The 21862-nt window shown below is 57.4% G+C and carries 20 protein-coding genes and 2 pseudogenes; 15 read left to right on the plus strand and 7 right to left on the minus strand.

Annotated elements, in window-relative coordinates:
* Window positions 1–2: 2 nt before the first annotated feature.
* The 8 genes from K3555_RS23405 to K3555_RS23440 all read left to right on the plus strand — a co-directional run bounded on the left by K3555_RS23405 (window position 3) and on the right by K3555_RS23440 (window position 7236).
* A complete protein-coding gene (locus tag K3555_RS23405) occupies window positions 3–629 on the plus strand; it encodes a TetR/AcrR family transcriptional regulator (protein ID WP_260009242.1) in 627 nt (208 codons plus the stop codon).
* A gap of 125 nt (window positions 630–754) precedes the next feature.
* Window positions 755–2110 (plus strand): aminotransferase class III-fold pyridoxal phosphate-dependent enzyme, encoded by a 1356-nt coding sequence (locus K3555_RS23410; protein ID WP_260009243.1) that lies wholly within the window; start codon window positions 755–757, stop codon window positions 2108–2110.
* A 5-nt stretch (window positions 2111–2115) separates the two neighbouring features.
* Window positions 2116–2838, plus strand: a complete 723-nt coding sequence (locus K3555_RS23415) for a haloacid dehalogenase type II (protein WP_102914976.1) — start codon at window positions 2116–2118, stop codon at window positions 2836–2838.
* Between the two features lie 18 nt (window positions 2839–2856).
* Window positions 2857–3348 carry an Lrp/AsnC family transcriptional regulator gene (locus K3555_RS23420; RefSeq protein WP_014873171.1) on the plus strand — a complete coding sequence of 164 codons (492 nt, stop codon included), beginning with the start codon at window positions 2857–2859 and terminating at the stop codon, window positions 3346–3348.
* A 122-nt stretch (window positions 3349–3470) separates the two neighbouring features.
* Window positions 3471–4925: an NAD-dependent succinate-semialdehyde dehydrogenase gene (locus tag K3555_RS23425; protein WP_260009244.1), complete on the plus strand. Its 1455-nt coding sequence runs from the start codon at window positions 3471–3473 to the stop codon at window positions 4923–4925.
* A 12-nt stretch (window positions 4926–4937) separates the two neighbouring features.
* Window positions 4938–6002 carry a tartrate dehydrogenase gene (locus K3555_RS23430; protein ID WP_260009245.1) on the plus strand — a complete coding sequence of 355 codons (1065 nt, stop codon included), beginning with the start codon at window positions 4938–4940 and terminating at the stop codon, window positions 6000–6002.
* A gap of 11 nt (window positions 6003–6013) precedes the next feature.
* Complete coding sequence (locus K3555_RS23435) at window positions 6014–6352, plus strand: tRNA-binding protein (protein WP_102857694.1); 339 nt, start codon at window positions 6014–6016, stop codon at window positions 6350–6352.
* Between the two features lie 29 nt (window positions 6353–6381).
* Window positions 6382–7236 carry a DMT family transporter gene (locus K3555_RS23440; RefSeq protein WP_260009248.1) on the plus strand — a complete coding sequence of 285 codons (855 nt, stop codon included), beginning with the start codon at window positions 6382–6384 and terminating at the stop codon, window positions 7234–7236.
* A gap of 610 nt (window positions 7237–7846) precedes the next feature.
* Here K3555_RS23440 and K3555_RS23445 read toward each other — a convergent pair.
* Entirely contained in the window at window positions 7847–8188 is a 342-nt protein-coding gene (locus K3555_RS23445; protein WP_260009250.1) for a hypothetical protein, read from the minus strand.
* Between the two features lie 229 nt (window positions 8189–8417).
* Here K3555_RS23445 and K3555_RS23450 point away from each other — a divergent pair, with 229 nt between their 5' ends.
* The 4 genes from K3555_RS23450 (at window position 8418) to K3555_RS23465 (ending at window position 12316) form a co-directional block, all read left to right on the plus strand.
* The gene (locus K3555_RS23450; RefSeq protein ID WP_260009252.1) at window positions 8418–8639 is read left to right on the plus strand and encodes a helix-turn-helix domain-containing protein; all 222 of its coding nucleotides are present in this window, start codon (window positions 8418–8420) and stop codon (window positions 8637–8639) included.
* Between the two features lie 397 nt (window positions 8640–9036).
* A complete protein-coding gene (locus K3555_RS23455) occupies window positions 9037–10407 on the plus strand; it encodes a Mu transposase C-terminal domain-containing protein (protein ID WP_260009254.1) in 1371 nt (456 codons plus the stop codon).
* Window positions 10404–11273, plus strand: a complete 870-nt coding sequence (locus tag K3555_RS23460) for a TniB family NTP-binding protein (protein ID WP_259993015.1) — start codon at window positions 10404–10406, stop codon at window positions 11271–11273. Before K3555_RS23455 ends, K3555_RS23460 begins: the two co-directional genes overlap by 4 nt.
* The gene (locus K3555_RS23465) at window positions 11270–12316 is read left to right on the plus strand and encodes a TniQ family protein (protein ID WP_260009256.1); all 1047 of its coding nucleotides are present in this window, start codon (window positions 11270–11272) and stop codon (window positions 12314–12316) included. Before K3555_RS23460 ends, K3555_RS23465 begins: the two co-directional genes overlap by 4 nt.
* A gap of 559 nt (window positions 12317–12875) precedes the next feature.
* On the opposite strand, the gene K3555_RS23470 is transcribed toward K3555_RS23465, so the two are convergent.
* The 4 genes from K3555_RS23470 to K3555_RS23485 all read right to left on the minus strand — a co-directional run bounded on the left by K3555_RS23470 (window position 12876) and on the right by K3555_RS23485 (window position 17022).
* On the minus strand, window positions 12876–13505 hold the full coding sequence (locus tag K3555_RS23470; RefSeq protein WP_260009258.1) for a LysE family translocator: 630 nt from the start codon (window positions 13503–13505) through the stop codon (window positions 12876–12878).
* A 796-nt stretch (window positions 13506–14301) separates the two neighbouring features.
* The gene (locus K3555_RS23475) at window positions 14302–15495 is read right to left on the minus strand and encodes an IS91 family transposase (protein WP_260005205.1); all 1194 of its coding nucleotides are present in this window, start codon (window positions 15493–15495) and stop codon (window positions 14302–14304) included.
* 12 nt (window positions 15496–15507) lie between these two features.
* Window positions 15508–16395: a site-specific integrase gene (locus tag K3555_RS23480; RefSeq protein ID WP_260005203.1), complete on the minus strand. Its 888-nt coding sequence runs from the start codon at window positions 16393–16395 to the stop codon at window positions 15508–15510.
* Between the two features lie 135 nt (window positions 16396–16530).
* On the minus strand, window positions 16531–17022 hold the full coding sequence (locus K3555_RS23485; protein WP_311200066.1) for an Lrp/AsnC family transcriptional regulator: 492 nt from the start codon (window positions 17020–17022) through the stop codon (window positions 16531–16533).
* An 82-nt stretch (window positions 17023–17104) separates the two neighbouring features.
* On the opposite strand from K3555_RS23485, the gene K3555_RS23490 reads away from it, so the two are divergent.
* A complete protein-coding gene (locus tag K3555_RS23490; protein WP_260009259.1) occupies window positions 17105–17725 on the plus strand; it encodes a LysE family translocator in 621 nt (206 codons plus the stop codon).
* A gap of 406 nt (window positions 17726–18131) precedes the next feature.
* Window positions 18132–18359 (plus strand): annotated as a pseudogene (locus K3555_RS23495) (IS110 family transposase); the annotation flags it as partial.
* Window positions 18360–18696: 337 nt separating this feature from the next.
* Here K3555_RS23495 and K3555_RS23500 read toward each other — a convergent pair.
* Window positions 18697–19890, minus strand: a complete 1194-nt coding sequence (locus K3555_RS23500) for an IS91 family transposase (protein ID WP_260005205.1) — start codon at window positions 19888–19890, stop codon at window positions 18697–18699.
* A 12-nt stretch (window positions 19891–19902) separates the two neighbouring features.
* Window positions 19903–20790, minus strand: a complete 888-nt coding sequence (locus K3555_RS23505) for a site-specific integrase (protein WP_260005203.1) — start codon at window positions 20788–20790, stop codon at window positions 19903–19905.
* A 123-nt stretch (window positions 20791–20913) separates the two neighbouring features.
* Between K3555_RS23505 and K3555_RS23510 the strand changes: the two are divergent.
* Window positions 20914–21804, plus strand: a pseudogene (locus K3555_RS23510) (IS110 family transposase); the annotation flags it as partial.
* Window positions 21805–21862 lie beyond the last annotated feature (58 nt).

Below are 21862 nucleotides of genomic sequence, written 5' to 3' on the forward strand. Positions count from 1 at the left end.
ACATGACGGCATCCAGCAAGCCACGGCGCACACAGGCCGAAAGATCCGCGGCGACCCAGGCCCGGATATTGGAAGCAGCACAGTTCCTGATCGTTGATCGGGGACTGGCGCATACGTCAACACAAGACATCGCCCGCCAGGCCAACGTGTCGCGGGGAGCGATGCTGCACCATTTCCCGTCACGCAAGGACCTCATTCAGGCGGCCTATGCTGAGATGCTTTGCCGCGAGGCGGATCTGCTGCGCAGTTTCACCCGGACACTGCAACCTGGCCAGAACCGCCTGAAAGCCCTGACCGAATACATCTGGGAAAGATACCAAAGCGGAATCTTTCAGGTGTCCATGGACTACCTGTCCGAAGCCCGCGTGAATGAGACAGAACTGGCCTATGTCGCTGCAGAATCCCAAAAATTCAACGAGGCGCTCAATGACGTCTGGCACGTCGAACTCGCGGCGTTCGGCTGTAGCGCAGACATACGGCAAGCCATGATGAATGAATTCATGTGCCTCGTTCGCGGCATGGCATTCCAAAGCCAATGGCGCGATGATCCGCCATACTTTCAGAATATGCTGCAAAACTGGCTTCTCAGAGCACGATCCACTTTAATTCCCGCAAAGTCAGCCGGGTAGATACAGCATAAAACGCTGTCAAAGGAAAAACAACGGCTGAAAATGCCGTTCCCGGCTGCAAAACGCACTTTCCTTCCGGCAGTTTCCCTTACCCTCGATTGAAAGCTCATACGGGAAAGAAACCGATGCGATCCAACTCTCTTATCGAAAAAGACCGGGCCCACTATTTCCATCCTGTGGTTCCAATCCGCGCCCACGAAAAACGGGGTGTAACTGTTATGCAATCGGGGCAGGGTGTCTTCCTGACTGACTCCGAGGGCAATGAACTGCTCGACGGCTTTGCAGGTCTATGGTGCGTCAACGCAGGATACGGCCACGAGAATGTTGTTGCCGCTGCCACTGAGCAAATGCAGCGCTTGCCCTATGCAACCGGGTATTTCCACTTTGGCAGCGAGCCGGCAATTGAATTGGCGGCCAAGCTCGCCGAGTTGTCTCCTGGCGATCTGGACCACGTGTTCTTCACTCTGGGCGGTTCGGATGCGGTGGATACCGTGATCCGCATGGTGCGCTACTACTTCAACGCCCGCGGCGAAAGCTCCAAGAAGCACTTCATCGCGCTGGAAAAGGGCTACCACGGCTCCAGTTCGAACGGTGCCGGACTGACTGCTCTGCCGGTCTTTCACGACAAGTTCGATCTGCCGATGCAATGGCAGCACCACATTGCATCGCCCTATCCGTATCGCAACAAAGCAATCTCAGATGAAGAAATCATCGCGCAGGGCGTCGCCAACCTGAAAGCCAAGGTTGCAGAGCTTGGCGCTGAAAACACTGCTGCGTTCATCATGGAACTGGTCCAGGGTTCAGGTGGTGTGATCGTACCGCCGGAAGGGTATGCCAAAGCGATGCAGGACACCTGCCGCGAACTGGGCATCCTGTTCATTGTGGATGAGGTCATCACAGGCTTTGGCCGGACCGGGCCGATGTTTGGCTGTGAACATGAAGGGCTGACGCCTGATTTCCTGACAACCGCCAAAGGCCTGACCTCGGGCTATGCGCCTATGGGTGCGGTGTTTGTTTCGGATGGTATCTATCAGACCATTGCTGATGCCGCGCCGGAAGGCGTGCCGTTTGGGCATGGTTTCACCTATTCGGGGCATCCTGTCAGCGCAGCTGTCGCTCTCGAGGTCATCAAGCTTTACGAGGGCGGTATGATCGAAAACTCGAAGAAGGTTGGCGCCTACTTCGAGCAGCAGCTGAAAACCCTGCTGGATCATCCGGTTGTGGGTGATGTCCGGGCCAAGGGACTTTTGGCCGCCATTGAGATCGTTTCGAACAAGGAAACCAAGGCGAAACCCGCCAAGGACAAAAATGTCGCGGGCCGTCTGGCCACAGCCGGTTATGAAAATGGCGTCATTTTCCGCGCATTTGCTGATGACGTTATCGGGCTTGCCCCGCCCATCTGTATCACCGAAGCTGAGGTGGATCTGTTGATCACCCGCCTTCGTGCAACACTGGACACTATTCTGGACGTAGAAGGATAATCCTCATGAAACTGTCTGACTTCAAAGCCCTCACATTCGATGTCTATGGCACCCTGCTTGATTGGGAAACCGGCATGGTTACCGGACTGAAGCCGCTGACCGACCGTGTGAGCCGCAGCCTGACGCGCGACGACATTCTTGAAGCGCATGCCTTTTACGAAAGCACAACGCAGCGCTATACGCCGTCGAAGAAATACTACGAGCTGCTGCCCGTAGTGTACCGCCGCCTGGCTGAGGAATGGAACGTTGAGGTAACCTGGGAGGAATGCGAAGCCTATGGCCGTTCCGCACGTCACTGGCCCGCGTTCGACGACACAATCGAGGCTCTGACCTACCTGAAGAAACACTTCAAACTGGTGGTTCTGACCAACACCGACAATCTCACCTTCTCTGGCGCCAACACCCGCCTGGGTGTGCATTTCGACGGCGTCTACACTGCCGAGGACGTTGGCAGCTATAAGCCGTTCGACCGCAATTTCGACTACATGATCGAAATGATGGCGCGTCAGGGCATTCAGAAGCATGAAATTCTGCACACCGCTGAAAGCATGTTCCACGACCACGCACCGGCCAACAAATACGGGCTGTCCAATTGCTGGATCTACCGCCGCCACGACAAGTCGGGCTTTGGCGCCACCATGAACCCTGGCGAAATGCCGAAATATGACTTCCAATTCAACAGCATGATGGACATGGCAAAGGCCCATCAGGCAGAGTTGGCGAGCTAAGCAACGGGAGGAAAGAATATGGTGGGGACGCCGAAGCTTGACCGGATCGACATCAATATTCTTTCCACCCTGCAGACGCAGGGCAACATAACCAATGTGAATTTGGCAGAGGCTGTGGGTTTGTCCCCCAGCCCCTGCCTGCAAAGGGTAAAGCGGCTTGAGAAAGCGGGCTACATTCAGAATTACCGGGCCGTTATCAACCTCAAGAAACTGGCGGAGCACGTAACGGTTTTCACCGAAGTCACACTTGCGGACCACCGCCGCAAGGACTTTGTCCGGTTCGAAAACGAAATCCGAAAACATGACAATGTAGTGGATTGCTACTTGCTAAGCGGCGGGTACGACTACTTGTTGAAGTTTGTCGCGCGCGGTGTGTCACAGTATCAGGAGATCATGGAGGATCTTCTGGAGCGGAACCTCGGCATCGATAAGTATTTCTCCTATATCGTGATTAAGCCGGTTGTAGAAAAGCACAGCGTGCCGATCCAGGATCTGGTCGACCGCGACTAAGGTGCGGCACAAAATGTTGAAGCCGGGCCAATCGCGGCACAGGATGCTACCGGACTGGCAAATTCAAGATTTCCCCTCGCGCAAACCCGATAGGATTTTCCTAACTGCTGGAGTTGGAAATTATGAACCTTCAAGATATCTCTCTGTTTCGTCAGCAAAACCTGGTGGCGGGCGAATGGATCGACGCCGACAACGGCGTGACGATCGAAGTTGACAACCCCTCAACACTTTCTGTTGTCGGCACTGTACCGAACTGCGGTTCCGACGAAACGGATCGCGCAATTGCCGCCGCCGAGGCTTGCTTTGCGACCTTCCGCAAAACCACTGCAGCACATCGTGGCGCGCTGCTGGAGAAGTGGTTCGACCTGATCATGGAATCTCAGGATGACCTGGCTACGCTCATGACCCTGGAGCAGGGCAAACCTTTCGCCGAGGCCAAGGGCGAAATCGCCTATGCTGCGTCGTTCGTGAAGTGGTTCGCCGAAGAGGGCAAGCGCGTCTATGGCGAAACTATCCCCAGCCCGGTGCAGGACCGCCGCATTATCGTGCAAAAACAGCCCGTCGGCGTCTGCGCCATCATCACGCCCTGGAATTTCCCGGCGGCGATGATCACCCGGAAAATCGCTCCGGCGCTGGCTGCAGGCTGCCCGGTGGTCATCAAACCTTCGGAGTTCACGCCATTCACTGCCCTCGCACTCGGCGTGCTGGCGGAACGCGCGGGCTTTCCGTCCGGGGCGGTCAACATTGTCACAGGGGACCCTGCAGGTGTCGGCGGCGCACTGACCGGCAGCCCTGCGGTGCGCAAACTGTCTTTCACCGGCTCCACCCGTGTGGGCAAACTGCTTATGGAGCAATGCGCGGGCACTATGAAACGCCTCAGCCTGGAGCTGGGCGGCAACGCTCCTTTCATTATCTTCGACGATGCCGATCTGGATCTTGCTGTCGAAGGCGTCATGGCCTCGAAGTTCCGCAATGCGGGGCAAACTTGCGTCTGTGCCAACCGCATCTTTGTTCAGGCCGGTGTTTACGACGCCTTCGCTGAGAAGCTGGCAGCCGTTGTTGGAAACATGAAGTTGGGCGACGGGTTTGAGGACGGTGTGGAAATTGGTCCCATGATCAACGACGCTGCCATTGCCAAGATCAAATCACATCTGGACGATGCCACCGCCAAGGGCGGAACTGTAATCGTAGGAGGGACGCAGGAAGACAGCAGCAAACGCTTCATCAGCCCAGCTGTTGTAACTGGGGTGACTTCAGACATGATTGTGGCCGATGAAGAGACCTTTGGCCCCGTCGCGCCGCTCTTCAAATTCGGCACCGAGGAAGAAGTGCTGGCCGCAGCCAATGCCACGCCTTACGGGCTGGCAGCCTATTTCTACACCAACGATCTGACCCGTACATTCCGTGTTAGCGAGGAACTGGAAACCGGCATGATCGGTATCAATGTGGGCGGCTTCGCCACTGAGGTCGCGCCCTTCGGCGGCATCAAGGAAAGCGGTCTGGGCCGTGAAGGTGCGCGTCAGGGTATCGATGAATACCTGGAAGTCAAAACCCTGCATATCGGCGGCATCGCGTAAGGAATCCCGGCTATGACAAAAACATATCGTATCGCAGCCATCCCCGGAGACGGGATCGGCAAAGAGGTTCTGCCGGTCGGTCAGCGCGTCATTGACCTTGTGGCGCAAAAGCACAACTTCACTGTGGACTGGACCGAATTCGACTGGTCCTGCGAACGCTATCACGACACGGGCCGTATGATGCCCGAAGACGGCATCGAGCAGATGAAGGCGTTTGACAGCATCTATCTGGGGGCTGTCGGCTTTCCCGGTGTTCCGGATCACGTGTCGCTTTGGGGTCTGTTGATCCCGCTGCGCCGGGAACTGGATCAGTATGCCAATGTCCGCCCCGTGCGCCTGTTGAAGGGCATCAGCTCGCCCCTGGCAGGACGTGGTGCGGATGACATCGACATGATCATCGTACGCGAAAACGTCGAAGGGGAATACTCCGAGATCGGCGGGCGCGTCTATCAGGGCACGGAACACGAGGCCGCCATTCAGGAAAGCATCCTGACCCGGCGCGGCACGGACCGGATCATGGACTATGCGTTCAACGTGGCCAAAACCCGCAAGCGCAAACATGTGTCTTCGGCCACCAAGTCGAATGGCATCATTCACACCATGCCGTTCTGGGACGAACGATTTGCCGCCGCCGCCGAGCGTCATCCGGGTATCGGTACGGCCCAGTTCCATATCGACATCATGACCGCGAATTTTGTCCTGCATCCGGATTGGTTTGACGTGGTTGTGGCCTCGAACCTCTTTGGCGACATCCTGTCCGACCTGGGTCCGGCTGTCGCTGGCTCAATCGGTATCGCGCCCTCGGCCAACATCAACCCGGAGGGCAAGTACCCCTCGATGTTTGAACCGGTCCATGGCTCGGCGCCTGATATCGCAGGCAAAGGCGTCGCCAACCCGGTTGCTGCTGTCTGGACCGCTGCCATGATGCTGGAGCATCTGGGCGAAGCAGACGCCGCAGCCGATATCGAACAAGCCATTGAAACTTCTTTGGCAAGTCCTGACACCAAGACACGCGATCTGGGCGGTACCGCCGATACTGCAGGGTCGGAAGCCGCCATTCTGGCCGCACTGTCGTAAGGAACAATGACATGAACAAAGCAGAGATCGTCTATGACGACTTCGCCAAGGTGGAAATGCGCCTAGGCAAGATCGTCGAGGTCAAGGATTTCACCCGCGCGCGCAACCCCTCCTACAAGGTCTGCGTTGATTTTGGTGAGCTAGGCCGGCGCTGGTCCAGCGCTCAGATCAAAAACTACTCCGAAGAAGAGCTGCTTGGACGGCCCGTCGTTTGCGTGGTGAACATGCCGCCTCGCAACATTGCCGGTTTCAAATCTGAAGTCCTGGTCATGGGAGTCCCGAACGAGGCTGGCGAGACTATCCTGCTGCAACCCTCGCATGATGCGGTTCTGGGAAGCGAAGTCTTCTGATGTCAGCCCGGCACACAGGATTGGGCACTTTGGCCATTCTGTCCTGGGGCACATTGGGGGTTCTTGGAGCCTTTTCAGCCTCCCTGCCGCCCTATCTGGTCCTGACGTTCTGCTTTGCGATCGCGGCGGGCATGGGGCTTGCAATTTGTGCCGCAACAGGCCGGAAGCCAGTGCGTCTGCTGGACCGGCGCACCATCCTGTTTGCCGGGCTTTTGACAGCTTACCACTTGTCATATCTGGAAGCCTTCCATCATGCGGCGCCGATCCCGGTGTCGCTGATCAATTACCTTTGGCCTGCTTGCCTGATTATTCTTGGCAACTTGTTCTTCCAACTGCGCAGCGGCTTCCCGGGTTACCTTGGAGCCGCGCTTGGTTTTGCCGGAGTGTTAATCCTGATAGGCAAAGATGGGTTTGCGCTCCAGCTATCTGAGACCTTCGGGTACGGTCTTGCCTTTGTTGGAGCAATTCTCTGGGCGCTGTTCTCAAACCTGCGCCGCCATGATCAGTCAGACGCTATCTCTGCTATGACGACAATCTGCTTTGCGTCGTCTCTGATTTGCGGGCTTTGGTGGATGACAAAGGGTGCGAACCTGCCGGCGCTGACCGCCTCGGATGTTTGGGTCATCGCCGCGCTGGGTTTGGGCCCTGCCGGAGGTGCGTTCTTTCTTTGGGATCTGGGAATGCGTCAGGGTCATGCTGCTCTGCTTGGTGTCCTGGGATACTCAGCCCCCGTTTTCTCCACCATGCTCATGCTTGTACTTGGCTTAGGCCAACCAGGCTGGGAAGTCTTCGCCGCGATAGCCTTTATCACTTTGGGTGGTATCGTCGTTCACTCCGGATCAAAAGGCCCGACGAAGGGCGTGGCTAATGCTGAAACAAGGTAGAAGGAAAATGGAACGACGTCCGCTGTTGCCTCTGAACAAGCCGCTCGTCTCACGCAGATCGAAAATGCTGCTTTTTTGGAGCTTTTGCGTTTTCGTTCTGATTTCTGTGGGCACCGCAGTTGTGCTTATCTGAGATTACCCACTGACTGCCGCTCGGATTTCTGCGGTTTGCTGAAAGCTAACAACGCTGCAGCGCGGTTAGTCGAAGCTGCCGTTACTGCTCAATGCAGCGAACATCCGTTTCCTGCTCTTCTAGTGGGTTGCCGTAGACAAAAGTGCAGTTTCCCGTCATCGAGGCAGTTTGCAGCGAAAATTCACTTTGTCCCGCAACTTTCGAGTTCGAGTGCGGCGCAGCGAAGGGCTGTTCTCGTTCAGGCACCTAATTGGCTCAAACCCCGAATGGATCGTGAAGTCGAGTGGTGGTCGTTGCTCCGCCTACTCAGATCTGTCAACGACGATATCAATCGCGAAAACTGGCGCTAGCCGATATGTGACGCTTCTGCCTGTCACCTTTGTACGTTCCATGTGGGTCCTACCCAATTGTTACATAGGAATGGGTAGTTGGCCGAACCTGAATGCAGCTTCCTTCGTAATCAGGGCGTGAAGAGGTTCATGTTCGCCAACTTTTGGCGGAGCGTTCGAATGCATCCGAAAGCTTTGATGAGGTCAATTTCTGCAGATAGCCTTCGTCAAAGACAACGACCTCGCATGAACGAAACTGATCAACGTTCATCCGGTCCTTAGCGTCGAGGACAAACGGGTGCGAGACCGCTAACGCCGACAGAATGCTCCCCGTTTCGATGTGCGCAATCAACTCCCGCTGTACAGCTTGAAAGTGCAATGGACAGTTGTCGATGCCCGTGCCGGTGAAAAGGGCGGGGGAGATGAAGCCCATGTTGCAAAGATCATTTACGCTTTCGACGTCCGCGCAACCATGAAGTTCGAGGTTCACGAGCGCTAGCCCGCGTTGTGGGGTGAAATATTCCGGGAAGGTTTCATCCTCCTATTTTTTTCGTCAAGTTAAAAGTTCGTATGAGCGTCGACCTCGTCGTTGTTCAGGCGAAAGTGGATCTGCATGGCATTACAATGCGTCCACGATGTTATAATGTCGTACAATAACAACAACTTGACTCATTTTCTCTGGCAGCTTTCACTCTGCATGGAAGCTGTGAAAGTTCAAGATGACCAATGCATATTCCAAGTTAAAAGCGGATCTAAGTTCTGCCGGTGTGACGCTCAGATCCATCGCACGCGATGTCGGCGTTTCGCACACCGCTGTCACCGATGTCGCGCGCGGCGCTCGTCGATCCAGAAAAATTGAGCGGGCCATCGCTGATCGCTTGAACACGACACCAGCCTCGTTGTGGCCTGACCGCTATGGAAATGAGGGAGGTGCAATATGACCTGGTCCTAAAAAGTAAAAACCTATGTGCGCCAACACATAGGCTTTCACAAAGATCGAATGACTTCTCGAATACGTCATCTCGATCTTCTCCAATCAAATCTCAAAGTCAAGGCTGCCACTCGAAGTTTTCGAGCCTGCAGGTGTGCCTGGCGGAAAGGGTGACGATCATGCCGAAGGAGGGCACCTCTCGAGAAGAAAGGGAGTGGGCAAGGGCATTTGCGCTTCGCAGAGGCCTTGCACCATACATTCAAGGTGGGTTTCAATCCACGGCAGCTGTGCGGGACTTTTGCCGCGCACACGGTATCTCGAGATCCACAGCATATCGGCTTTTAAAACAAGCGCAAAACGATGACCGTGCAAGCGCGCTACGCAGATTGAAGCCTGGCCCCAAAAAAATGAGCGTCATGCTCAGTGACGAGCAAGAGAAGGTAATTCACGAGCACCTTCGCAAAGAATTTCTTAAACGAAATCAGATCGCTCTGGCGCAAGCGCATAAAGCAATTAACCGAGAACTGTCGTCTCTTGGTTTGCCTGAAATTTCAACGACCGTTTTGACCAACAGGATAAACACGATTCCGGATCGAGTGCTCAAGCTGAAACGATATGGAAGCAAGGCAGCACGTCAGGCTTATCAGATTATCCGCGGTAGGTATGTTGTAAATGACCCGCTTGCCGTCGTTCAAATTGATCACTCGGTATTGAACGTGATGGTCGTCGATCCTGACACGCGAGAATGCGTTGGCAGGCCTTACCTAACTGTTTTACTCGATATCGCCACCGCAATGCCGACGGGAATATATTTGTCGATGGAGGCACCGTCAGCCATCAACCTCATGAAAGCATTTCACCGGTCTGTTTTTCCGAAGGCTGAATATCTTGACGCTTTGGGTATTCGCTACGAATGGCCAGTATACGGATTGCCGCTCGTGATCAGCAGTGACAATGGAAGCGATCTAAAGTCAATGCCCTTTAACTGGGGTCTGCAGCAATACGGCGTTGAGCATATTTTCCGCCCAGTGGCACAGCCACATCTCGGCGGGAACATCGAAGGTTTCATTGGAACAATCCAAGCGTATGTTCAAACCCTTCCTGGAACTACGTTTTCGAACGTCGAAAGAAAGGGAACCTATCAGCCTGAGAAGCAGGCGCAACTGACTTTGTTGGATGTCGAAAGGCTCCTGCTCGAGTTCATCCTTCGAGACTACGTGCACGACAAGAAGCGCCGACTGCTAACTTCGCCCATGAACGCTTGGAACGCCGGCTGGCGGGACAACGGTTCTCAGCCGCGGCTGCCAAAGGACCCGGATCGGTTTCGGCTTGATTTTCTTCCATTTGAGAGACGCAAGATTCAGCGGGAAGGTCTAGAGCTATTTAGAATGTTTTATCGTTCAGAGCAGCTGCAAAAGATGAAAAGCTGCGGCGTGAAAGATGTCATGCTCAAGTACGACCCTACTGACATTCGGATGGTGCACATCAGTGCAGATGAAGAAATCTTTCATGAGGCCAGAAGCGAGCATTTTCCGCGCAATCCTCTGTCTTTAGATGACTGGCACGAACAACGAAAACGTAGAGAAGAACGGCTGCAAGCAGCGATGAACGTGCCCAACCCCGTCGCTGCACACGACTATCGCAAGCAAATCTTGTCGGAAGCAAATCGACGAAAGAAGGCAGTTAGCCACTTCGAAGCACTTCCTCAATCACAAGGTTGCGATATTCGCGATCTTAGTGGGCCACGAGGCTTTTCTGTGCCGAGGAAGTTGTCATGAGAAAAACGCCATCTCAACACTTCGCGGACATGTCGCAGGCGCCGGTACCCGAGCGAATTCATTACGTTCGCACCGGGGCGTTTTTTGAAACATCAGCTATTCGCGCGCTTAGAGATCGATTGGATGAACTGATCCGTGAGCCGGTAGACTGCGAGAACAAGCTTGTATTCATAACCGCCCCGGCTGGGATGGGATTGACCCGAATTATCAAGCAATTTGCAGCACAGCACCCCCCAAAGACGAGTAGGCGACGCGGCAGGCACACGGTTCCGCTCGTGAACCAGCTCATCCATCCGAGCGGTGACTTCATTGACTATTGCGATGCACTCCGCACGAACCTCGACATTCCAGGATACGGCGCAATGACACGCCGATCCTCTTACCCAAAGACCCTCGAGTTATTAGGGCATTTGAAAACGCGGCTCGTAATCTTGGAGGATTTTCACCGCGCCTACAGTTTTCAAAAACATCAATTGATATCGTATCAGAATTACGTCCACTACCTGATTTCCGAATACGATATCAGGGTCATCCTTACAGGAGCTCCGCGCATATGGCGATGGGCATTGGAAGACGAACAGACTTTAGGGCGATCAGTTCACCTTCAGTATCGGGCCTGGACACCAAGCGAGGATGACTTCATCGAGTTTCTTGAAGGGTTTGAACGATGGTGTCCGGTTAGAGAAGAGGGGGCTCTGTCGCGCGATCCCAAACTTCGCAAGGCAATTATCAGCCGGACCCATGGTATCTGCAAAAGCGTGATGCAAGTGCTCACCGGCCTTGCAATTTATGCGATTGTGTCTGGCAGTGAGCGCCTGGATTTCGACACGTGGATTAGCTTTCGGGACCAAGGGCTATCGATATGAGCGTCACACCCTATGCGATGGAAAGCCTGACTTCATTCGTAAGCCGCGCGGCTGCAATGCATTCGACTGATCCCCGGTCCTACCTTCGCAGGCTCTTTCCGTCAGATAGCTACCAGGACATCGCAAGATTTCCTGAAGATCTGGACGCACTAGATCAAGGTGCCATTCTAGCAGGTCTGAACAATGCGCTGGACTCTGCGAAGCGCAGGCTGGAGTTGCTCACCTTCCCCGGCGCAAAACCTGGCGTTCATACCAAGTGGTTGAGGCGGGCAGGGGGGATTCATTTGGGTTTTGACCAATTCAGCACGACACCCTCTTTCGCGTGGTGTCCACGTTGCGTTCTCCGCGACCAACTCGATGGCCACGATCAATTCATGCGATTGTCTTGGAGGTTGATCACACAGACGTTTTGCCTAGTTCATAGGAGACCGCTTACCACTCATTGCCTGGCCTGCTATGATTGCGAGGCAGAGACGGCATTCGTTTTTGACGGCGCCAACGTTGTGCTCGCGTGTAGCGCATGCGGCTCACTCTATTCGACGCAGCTTGGCCTGCCTGATATGTTTGCCTCGACCACTCTGCGACTGCATAACAACCGGCGTGTACAGATTGCTTGGAACGGGGCAATCCAACTGGAAATGGCACTCGAAAGGAGCCTGTCGGAGCGGTCTGAAACCAAGAACAAAAGTGAATTCCTTGACTTTGTTATGGCTTTTGCAAACGTGCTGTTGAAATCCGGTCAGGGCGGGAGGGCGCCGATTGATCTCTTTTCCAGTGTTGCGTTCCCATCGCGGCCAAACCCGCATAACATCACGTCAATGGATCGGCCTTACCGAGCATCTTCGATCGCAGTTACCCGCAAAACACACGGTTTCATCGCAACCATTTTGAAGCGCCGCGTGAACCTGTTCTCAATAAAGGGCGTGCATGAGAAACGTTGGGGTAGGGAGCCCTCAATGCAAGAGCTACGATCCGAACTCGAGCCGGATCAGAACGATGAGCTCGATCAGTTACTATTGAGATTTCCTGCAAAATGGTTCTGAGGGCTTCGGCGGATTCCGGACCTTCGCCGCGCCGATCACGAACGGCGGCGATACGCAGAAAGCGGGCGTTGCAAACTCGGTCGTTTGACGTAGCCAGCCGAGGTTTTGTGCTGCGGTGCAGCCCGCCGTTCCGGTCGTTCGCTGCGGCCGCGAGGTTATGGAACCGGTGAACTTACACAGTGCCGGACTCTGCGGACATTGCGGCTACGGGTGCTTGCTGACGCAGCAATCGTTTGCAGGTGCGGCACGCTCATCGCTGCGTTGCAGCCGATGTCGCGAGACCGGCCATTCAAAGCCACTCTGAGACGCGGAATTCAGACCGTTCTTTCACTGCAGCCAGGACCTGCTAACGAAGAGCGGGACTTTGCGGACATTTGATCCTGCCGCTTTCTCTTGCGCAGAAAGTGTTTGCAGGCGCGGTTACGAGTTTTCGGCGATGCAGCGAATTTCACCGAACCAGCCGTTCAGCCGTATCGATCCCGCCGAGTTTCGAACCGTCCTTTCGCTGCACGGTGTTTGAGCCCGAAAGGTGCCGGAGTTTGCTGCCGTTCAGCCTCGTCTACTGCGCACGTTTGAACGCTGCCGTCGCCACACCCATTGCAACCAAGGAGCAGCCGCCCGAACGTGAGAACCAAGCCAAAACCGAAGGGCGGGCAATCCTTGCTCGCAAGTTGTCGGCCAAGAGCGCGTAGGCGAGCGCGTTGATGGCGGCCAGTCCGACAAACGTTACTACGAGAATTGCAAACTGAGGCAGCAGCGGTGTGTCCAAGACAACAAATTGAGGAACGAACGCGATAAAAAACACGATAGATTTCGGATTGAGAGCCGTTACAGCGGCAGCATGGCCAAACACGCTCGACGCGCTGGTTTGCGATACCCTTTCCAAATCGCCCAACGAAGCTGTTGATGCACTTCGGAAAAGTTTGATCCCAAGAAAAACGAGATACGCTGCACCAATCCACTTTAGGGCAGTAAACAGAGTCGCTGACGCAAGGACCAAAGCCCCCAACCCAGCAAGCGACGCAGACATGGCGATAAAGTCACCTAGAGCAACGCCGCCCACGGTCGCAAGGGCGACTCTTTTGCCTTGGCTGATCGCGTAGCTGAGAACGAGTAGGACTGTTGGTCCAGGAATGAGTAAGAGTGCTGTGGAAGCCGCGACGAAAGCCAGCCAAATTTGAAAATCCATGAAATTACCTTTCCAACTTTAAGCTGAGCCAGCCACAGGATCAGAAGGCTGTAAAGGGGGAATTCATGATCCGGCTATTGCGATGCAGCATCAGCCACGATGGGCTCTTCACCCAATTTCGCCGCCTACGGCCCGGAAGTCGGCTCGTTAGACATGAACGACCGCCTTGCGAAAGTCACAGCTAAAGTTCAAGGGTTTAGCCCATTTCGCCGATGGCCGGTTCCGTCCTGCCCCTATCGCGGTGCTTGCTGCGTCGGCAATCGGCGGCACTGAGCCCACAGCGGAAGTGTCAAAATTTTGCTGCGCGCGCTGGCAGCACAGATTTTTCTGCACACGCTCAATTTTAGGTGTCGCCGCGCGGCGGAGAGACCTGCCGTTCATGCATAGCGCAGCGATTTTGAATTGACCGATTCACAAACCGCGGACAAAGCGACCCCAATCAGTTCAATGTCTGCTTCGGTGAAGGTTTTCTGATGCGGGCCGCGGTGTGAGGGTGCGGCTTGGCGCGACATCGGCCCGCGTTGGAAAACCTCCCAAGGTGGAAGCCGCGGGACTCTTGGGGCTGTCTATGGGGAAAGAGCGCAGACGGCGGGGTCTGCGGTTGGAGCCAGCGGCCAAGCCGGAGGCATTCCGATGCCGGTTGGGATGCTCTTAACGGGGGCCTCCGGACAATTGCTGCGACGAAAGCGGCGTTTCGGCGTGGTTCTGAGCTTGCAGGAGAGTACAGGCGTAAATGGAGACAGCCGGGCGGCTGCGGATGCCCGGTGTTCACAATACCGGAATGACGGGCGTTTCGTCATGCCGCCTCCTTCCGCGGTGGCGCGCGCGACCGGGGTTTTTGCCCGCGCCGGAAGATCTCGATGATATGCATTGTTCCGCCACAGCACGGGCATGGCTCACGCAGGGTGAGCGGGAGAACCTCGGCGGCTTCTGGCGGTTCTTGAGCCGGGCACCTTGTCCCGAGCAGGGCACGGCACCGGGCGATGTTGGCCTTGCGCTGCGCTGAGGCGAGCAAGCCGTAGTGCCGGATGCGGTGGAAACCAGCGGGCAGGACGTGGATCAGGAAGCGGCGGATGAACTCGGGCGTGGCCAAACGCATGACTTTCTGCCTGTCGCCGCGCTTGATCCTGTAGTCCTTCCAACGGAATGCCACGGTGCCTGCGTCGGCGCTGACGAGGCGTGCGTTCGAGATGGCCACCCGGTGGGTGTACCGGCTGAGATAGGCGAGAACGGCTTCCGGGCCTCCGAAGGGCGGTTTGGCATAGACCACCCATTCGGACTTGCGCAAAGGAGCCAGCCACTCTGCGAAGGCATCGGCCTGCGCCAGCGGTTCCAGGTCGCCGAAGAAGGCCAGCTCCCCGGCGCGGTGAAGCGCCATCAGCCCCTCCAGAAACAGCCGCCGGAACAAGCGCGACAGGACCCGCACATGCAGGAAGAACCCGGGCTTGCAGGCAATCCATCTCGCGCCGTCCAGAGACAGGCCGCCACCGGGAACGATCATATGGATGTGGGGGTGATGGGTCAGCGCCGATCCCCAGGTATGCAGCACGCTGGTCATGCCCACCCGAGCACCAAGGCGCTTGGAGTCCGCTGCGATGGTCATGACCGTTTGTGCCGACGCCCGGAACAGCAGACCGTAGACCGCCCGCTTGTTCCAGGAGGCGATCCGGGCGATCTCTGCGGGCAGGGTGAAGACCACGTGGAAATACTCCACGGGCAGCAGGTCCTCGGCGCGGGCTTCCATCCAGTCGCGCGCCGCTGGCCCTTGGCACTTCGGGCAGTGCCGGTTCTTGCAGGAATTGTAGGCGATGTGGCGATGGCCGCATTTGGCGCACCCGGCCACATGCCCGCCGAGCGCTTCGGTCCGGCAGGCTTCGATTGCCGACATCACCTTGAGCTGGGTCAGGCTGACATGCCCTGCATTGGCCCGCCGCCACGCGGCACCATGGGCACGGAATATATCAGCAATCTCCAGCCCCGGGCGGGACACCCCAGTGCCCCGTCACTTCAGGCTTCGCTTGATTGTCTGATCCTGCAACTGCTCCAGCATCTCGTAGGGGCTGACCGTGTCACGGATCGTCTTGGTGGCGACATGGGTGTATTGGGCCGTCGTGCTCAGCTTGGCATGGCCGAGCAGCACCTGGATGACCCGGACATCGGTGTTGGCCTCCAGCAGATGCGTCGCAAAGCTGTGCCGCAGGGTATGCAGAGTGGCGGCCTTTTTGATGCCGGCCATGTTCTTCGCTGACGTGAAGGCGCGGTTCAGCTGCCGTGGCGACAGCGGGTTGATCTTCGGCTTGCCGGGGAACAGCCAGCCCTCCGGCCGCGCCTCGCGCCAGTAGTCGCGCAGCAAGCTCAGAAGCCCGGGTGACAGCATCACCTTCCGGTCCTTCCGCCCTTTGCCCTGTTCGACATGGATCAGCATCCGGTTGCTGTCGATATCGCCGATCTTGAGGTTACAGACCTCGGCGGCCCGCAGCCCCGCGCCGTAGGAAATGCTGAGCGCGGCACGGTATTTGAGCCCGGGCCCCGGCGCCGCCATCAGGATGTCCGATACCTCTTCAACGCTGAAGACTACAGGCAACCTCCTGGGCTGGGTGCGGAACTGCATGTAGCGCTTCATCTCCTCGCGCCCGCAGGTCATGCCGAAGAAGAATCTGAGCGCCACGATCCTGGCGTTGAAAGTCGCCGGCGTGACCCCTGTATCCGTCATGTGCAGTTGATAGGCGCGGAGTTCCTCCGGTGAGGCGGTATCCGGCGGGTGCCCGAGGAAAATGGCGAAATCCTTGACCGCCCGGATATGCGCTTTCTGCGCCTTGTCGCCCATCCCGCGGATGCGCATGTCCTCGATCATCCGCTCTCGAAGCGGGGTTGATCTCTCCTCTGTCATGGGAGCCTCCTGTCTGATGATTGAGAAGGGCTCAATCGTCAGGCAGAAATGCCGTTCCCCAAATGCACCACTGTCAGATCATCGCTGAACATCAGCCACCCGCGCCAATGCCGCGGAGCGGCTTCGTCCATGGCTCTAAAATGGGGGAGGCCGCATTCTGACGGGACTCGACTTTACGATTGATGTGTTGGTCGTTGCCATCCGCCCGAATGTTTCAAGCAGGGGGTCCAGTTCACCAATGTGCCTCAGAAGTATGCGGGCCACGAACCCATCCTCGCCCGTAACCTTATCGCATTGCACGATCCTCTCCGTTTCCTGAATCCGCTGCTCAAGCAGATGGCGCTTCCCGGGGAGCGGGCGAAACCGCACAACAGCCTCTAGCGAATATCCCAAGGCAGCTGGTGAAATCTCAGCCGAGAACCCTTGGATAACACCTCTGTCTTCTAGTCGCCGAACGCGATCCCGGATCGTTGGGGACGAGACACCCACGTCAGAGGCGAGTTCTTTCCAACTAATGCGCGCATCCCCGACCAAAGTGGCAAGAACGGCGCGATCAAGATCATCAAGTACATTTTCCATACTAATGCTATTATCGCATATCGCCTCCCTTTTCACGGCGAAACTCATCTGATTGCCTTCGTTTTAGGAAGCACATTTGCGCGCACACATATTATTTTGCCGTGAGATGGCATTATAGCTGAGAGCAACCATGAACTGGGCAGTTTGGATATCCTTTGCGGCAATCTCTGCCGTAAACATTGTGACGCCGGGACCAGCAAACCTGAATACAGTCAGGCGTGCAATGCAATTAGGCATGAACCAGGTTGCGCCCACAATATTTGGCAACGCGTTGGGTCTGGCCCTGGGCGGGGCCGTCTGTGCGGCGGGCATCACATCGTTTGTTATGGCCTCAGGCTTGCTCTGGGTTCTTTTTCAATGGGTCGGTATCGCCTATTTGGCTTGGCTTGGCGCCAACTTATTGATCAGGAATGAAACCCTGTCTTTGACCTCAAAAACCGATGCGGTCGTGCCAGCCCGAGCACTGTTCTCAGAAGCGTTCCTGCTGGCCGCCACCAATCCCAAAGCACTCTTATTCTATATGGCTCTGTTCCCTCAGGTTCTGGACCTGGAGCAGGGATTGGCGGCGCAAGCGGGTATTCTGATCCTGACCTACTGCGGCCTGTCCATCCTGTCGCTCAGCACCTATTCGACACTGGCGCACATCTTCCGGAAGCGTCTTATGACGCCGACAAGATATGACAGGTTCCGGCAAATCTCCGGTGTCATACTCATTGGCTTTGCGGTCAAACTGTTCTTGAACATGCAGTAAAGCGATGAAGTTTCACCAAGGGCAGGATTGCAGATTTCGCGATCACTTAATATTGCGAGGGCATGAAGATCTATGTGGTCACAGACATTCACAATCAACCAACGCAGGAACAGTGCTTGTCGGCGGGCTTCGCAAGCCCCAACTGCGTGATTAGGCTGGCGCTAAATGAGTTGTGCGGTCGAGCGGGTTTGACCGGAGAAGCATTGCACCGACATTTGTTTCGCCGTGGTAGAATGGATGAAGTTGTCAGGGTTCTCAGACAAATCCTGAGTGACGGTTCCGTTGGATTAGACCCCATGATCGGTTTCTGAACAGACTGGGTTAGCGGCCTCTCCCGCGGCATTCTCCGTTCGAGGGTTGCGCCCGGTTGGCGGGTGCCGTGCCTCAAGAATGGGGGAGAGACCACATGCAGGATAGCACGTTCATCGGTCTGGATGTCCACAAGGCGACAATCTCGGTTGCAATTGCAGAGGGTGTACGGGGCGGAGAAGTCCGCCACCTAGGGAAGGTGACGTACCGCCCTGATCAGGTCCGCAAACTGGTCGAAAAGCTGACGGCCAAGGGGGCACGGCTGCATTTCTGCTATGAAGCAGGCCCCTGCGGCTATGGCCTCTATCGCCAACTTGTCGAGATGGTGAAGGTTTTCTGATGCGGGCCGCGGTGTGAGGGTGCGGCTTGGCGCGACATCGGCCCGCGTTGGAAAACCTCCCAAGGTGGAAGCCGCGGGACTCTTGGGGCTGTCTATGGGGAAAGAGCGCAGACGGCGGGGTCTGCGGTTGGAGCCAGCGGCCAAGCCGGAGGCATTCCGATGCCGGTTGGGATGCTCTTAACGGGGGCCTCCGGACAATTGCTGCGACGAAAGCGGCGTTTCGGCGTGGTTCTGAGCTTGCAGGAGAGTACAGGCGTAAATGGAGACAGCCGGGCGGCTGCGGATGCCCGGTGTTCACAATACCGGAATGACGGGCGTTTCGTCATGCCGCCTCCTTCCGCGGTGGCGCGCGCGACCGGGGTTTTTGCCCGCGCCGGAAGATCTCGATGATATGCATTGTTCCGCCACAGCACGGGCATGGCTCACGCAGGGTGAGCGGGAGAACCTCGGCGGCTTCTGGCGGTTCTTGAGCCGGGCACCTTGTCCCGAGCAGGGCACGGCACCGGGCGATGTTGGCCTTGCGCTGCGCTGAGGCGAGCAAGCCGTAGTGCCGGATGCGGTGGAAACCAGCGGGCAGGACGTGGATCAGGAAGCGGCGGATGAACTCGGGCGTGGCCAAACGCATGACTTTCTGCCTGTCGCCGCGCTTGATCCTGTAGTCCTTCCAACGGAATGCCACGGTGCCTGCGTCGGCGCTGACGAGGCGTGCGTTCGAGATGGCCACCCGGTGGGTGTACCGGCTGAGATAGGCGAGAACGGCTTCCGGGCCTCCGAAGGGCGGTTTGGCATAGACCACCCATTCGGACTTGCGCAAAGGAGCCAGCCACTCTGCGAAGGCATCGGCCTGCGCCAGCGGTTCCAGGTCGCCGAAGAAGGCCAGCTCCCCGGCGCGGTGAAGCGCCATCAGCCCCTCCAGAAACAGCCGCCGGAACAAGCGCGACAGGACCCGCACATGCAGGAAGAACCCGGGCTTGCAGGCAATCCATCTCGCGCCGTCCAGAGACAGGCCGCCACCGGGAACGATCATATGGATGTGGGGGTGATGGGTCAGCGCCGATCCCCAGGTATGCAGCACGCTGGTCATGCCCACCCGAGCACCAAGGCGCTTGGAGTCCGCTGCGATGGTCATGACCGTTTGTGCCGACGCCCGGAACAGCAGACCGTAGACCGCCCGCTTGTTCCAGGAGGCGATCCGGGCGATCTCTGCGGGCAGGGTGAAGACCACGTGGAAATACTCCACGGGCAGCAGGTCCTCGGCGCGGGCTTCCATCCAGTCGCGCGCCGCTGGCCCTTGGCACTTCGGGCAGTGCCGGTTCTTGCAGGAATTGTAGGCGATGTGGCGATGGCCGCATTTGGCGCACCCGGCCACATGCCCGCCGAGCGCTTCGGTCCGGCAGGCTTCGATTGCCGACATCACCTTGAGCTGGGTCAGGCTGACATGCCCTGCATTGGCCCGCCGCCACGCGGCACCATGGGCACGGAATATATCAGCAATCTCCAGCCCCGGGCGGGACACCCCAGTGCCCCGTCACTTCAGGCTTCGCTTGATTGTCTGATCCTGCAACTGCTCCAGCATCTCGTAGGGGCTGACCGTGTCACGGATCGTCTTGGTGGCGACATGGGTGTATTGGGCCGTCGTGCTCAGCTTGGCATGGCCGAGCAGCACCTGGATGACCCGGACATCGGTGTTGGCCTCCAGCAGATGCGTCGCAAAGCTGTGCCGCAGGGTATGCAGAGTGGCGGCCTTTTTGATGCCGGCCATGTTCTTCGCTGACGTGAAGGCGCGGTTCAGCTGCCGTGGCGACAGCGGGTTGATCTTCGGCTTGCCGGGGAACAGCCAGCCCTCCGGCCGCGCCTCGCGCCAGTAGTCGCGCAGCAAGCTCAGAAGCCCGGGTGACAGCATCACCTTCCGGTCCTTCCGCCCTTTGCCCTGTTCGACATGGATCAGCATCCGGTTGCTGTCGATATCGCCGATCTTGAGGTTACAGACCTCGGCGGCCCGCAGCCCCGCGCCGTAGGAAATGCTGAGCGCGGCACGGTATTTGAGCCCGGGCCCCGGCGCCGCCATCAGGATGTCCGATACCTCTTCAACGCTGAAGACTACAGGCAACCTCCTGGGCTGGGTGCGGAACTGCATGTAGCGCTTCATCTCCTCGCGCCCGCAGGTCATGCCGAAGAAGAATCTGAGCGCCACGATCCTGGCGTTGAAAGTCGCCGGCGTGACCCCTGTATCCGTCATGTGCAGTTGATAGGCGCGGAGTTCCTCCGGTGAGGCGGTATCCGGCGGGTGCCCGAGGAAAATGGCGAAATCCTTGACCGCCCGGATATGCGCTTTCTGCGCCTTGTCGCCCATCCCGCGGATGCGCATGTCCTCGATCATCCGCTCTCGAAGCGGGGTTGATCTCTCCTCTGTCATGGGAGCCTCCTGTCTGATGATTGAGAAGGGCTCAATCGTCAGGCAGAAATGCCGTTCCCCAAATGCACCACTGTCAGATCATCGCTGAACATCAGCCACCCGCGCCAATGCCGCGGAGCGGCTTCGTCCTTGGGCCATGACTGCATCGTAGTGGCGCCATCGCTGATCCCGGTGAAAGCGGGCGGCCGGGTGAAGACCGACCGTCGCGATGCGGAGATGCTGGCAAAGCTGCATCGAGCTGGAGAGCTTACGGCGGTCTGGGTGCCGGATGCGGCGCACGAGGCGATGCGCGATCTGGTGCGTGCCCGCGCGACCGCGATGCGGGTGGCAGGCAAGGCGCGTCAGCACCTTCAGGGCTTTCTGTTGCGCCACAGCCGGATCTATCCCGGCAAGAAGGGCTGGACGGGGGCATACCGGCGCTGGCTTGCGACAGTGGGCTTCACACATCCAGCGCAACAGATCGTCCTTCAGAATTACATCGATGCCGTTGCGGATGCCGAAGCGCGGGTCGAGCGCCTGACGCAGCAAATCGCAGACCTTTTGCCAACCTGGAGCCTCGCGCCGGTCGTTGATGCGATTCAGGCGATGCGTGGTGTCGGCTTCATCGTTGCGGTGACGGTGGTGGCCGAGGTCGGAGACTTCCAACGTTTCGATAATCCGCGGCAACTGATGGCTTACCTGGGGCTGACGCCATCGGAGCATTCCAGCGGGGGCAGCGTGCGGCGAGGCGGGATCACGAAAGCAGGCAGCGGACTTGCCCGGCGCGCGCTGATCGAGGGCGCCTGGAGTTACCGGATGCAGGCGCGCGTCAGCCCGAAGCTCCTTGCCCGGCTGGAGACGCTGCCGCAGGCTGTCCGCGACATCGCCTTGAAAGGACAGCTCAGGATGTGCCAGCGCTATCGGCATCTGATTGCGACCGGAAAAGCCAAAGTGGTGGTCATCACGGCGATCGCGCGCGAGATGGTCGGCTTCATCTGGGCGCTCGCCCGCACCGTCTCACCCGCCAAAGCCTGAGGAGACCACGAGCAACAACGCCTCGACCCTTTCCGGTGCGCAGGGTTGGGGACGGAAC

It is taken from the genome of Leisingera sp. M527 (assembly GCF_025141525.1).
GTDB lineage: Bacteria > Pseudomonadota > Alphaproteobacteria > Rhodobacterales > Rhodobacteraceae > Leisingera.

Bases quoted from the DNA above. Each gene is read 5' to 3' on its own strand.
- K3555_RS23435 (WP_102857694.1), top strand. From the start codon at position 6,014: ATGAACAAAGCAGAGATCGTCTATGACGACTTCGCCAAGGTGGAAATG.
- K3555_RS23485 (WP_311200066.1), bottom strand. From the start codon at position 17,022: ATGAGTTTCGCCGTGAAAAGGGAGGCGATATGCGATAATAGCATTAGT.
- K3555_RS23455 (WP_260009254.1), top strand. From the start codon at position 9,037: ATGAGCGTCATGCTCAGTGACGAGCAAGAGAAGGTAATTCACGAGCAC.
- K3555_RS23490 (WP_260009259.1), top strand. From the start codon at position 17,105: ATGAACTGGGCAGTTTGGATATCCTTTGCGGCAATCTCTGCCGTAAAC.
- K3555_RS23465 (WP_260009256.1), top strand. From the start codon at position 11,270: ATGAGCGTCACACCCTATGCGATGGAAAGCCTGACTTCATTCGTAAGC.
- K3555_RS23450 (WP_260009252.1), top strand. From the start codon at position 8,418: ATGACCAATGCATATTCCAAGTTAAAAGCGGATCTAAGTTCTGCCGGT.
- K3555_RS23480 (WP_260005203.1), bottom strand. From the start codon at position 16,395: ATGACAGAGGAGAGATCAACCCCGCTTCGAGAGCGGATGATCGAGGAC.
- K3555_RS23430 (WP_260009245.1), top strand. From the start codon at position 4,938: ATGACAAAAACATATCGTATCGCAGCCATCCCCGGAGACGGGATCGGC.
- K3555_RS23405 (WP_260009242.1), top strand. From the start codon at position 3: ATGACGGCATCCAGCAAGCCACGGCGCACACAGGCCGAAAGATCCGCG.
- K3555_RS23410 (WP_260009243.1), top strand. From the start codon at position 755: ATGCGATCCAACTCTCTTATCGAAAAAGACCGGGCCCACTATTTCCAT.
- K3555_RS23470 (WP_260009258.1), bottom strand. From the start codon at position 13,505: ATGGATTTTCAAATTTGGCTGGCTTTCGTCGCGGCTTCCACAGCACTC.
- K3555_RS23460 (WP_259993015.1), top strand. From the start codon at position 10,404: ATGAGAAAAACGCCATCTCAACACTTCGCGGACATGTCGCAGGCGCCG.
- K3555_RS23425 (WP_260009244.1), top strand. From the start codon at position 3,471: ATGAACCTTCAAGATATCTCTCTGTTTCGTCAGCAAAACCTGGTGGCG.
- K3555_RS23505 (WP_260005203.1), bottom strand. From the start codon at position 20,790: ATGACAGAGGAGAGATCAACCCCGCTTCGAGAGCGGATGATCGAGGAC.
- K3555_RS23420 (WP_014873171.1), top strand. From the start codon at position 2,857: ATGGTGGGGACGCCGAAGCTTGACCGGATCGACATCAATATTCTTTCC.
- K3555_RS23415 (WP_102914976.1), top strand. From the start codon at position 2,116: ATGAAACTGTCTGACTTCAAAGCCCTCACATTCGATGTCTATGGCACC.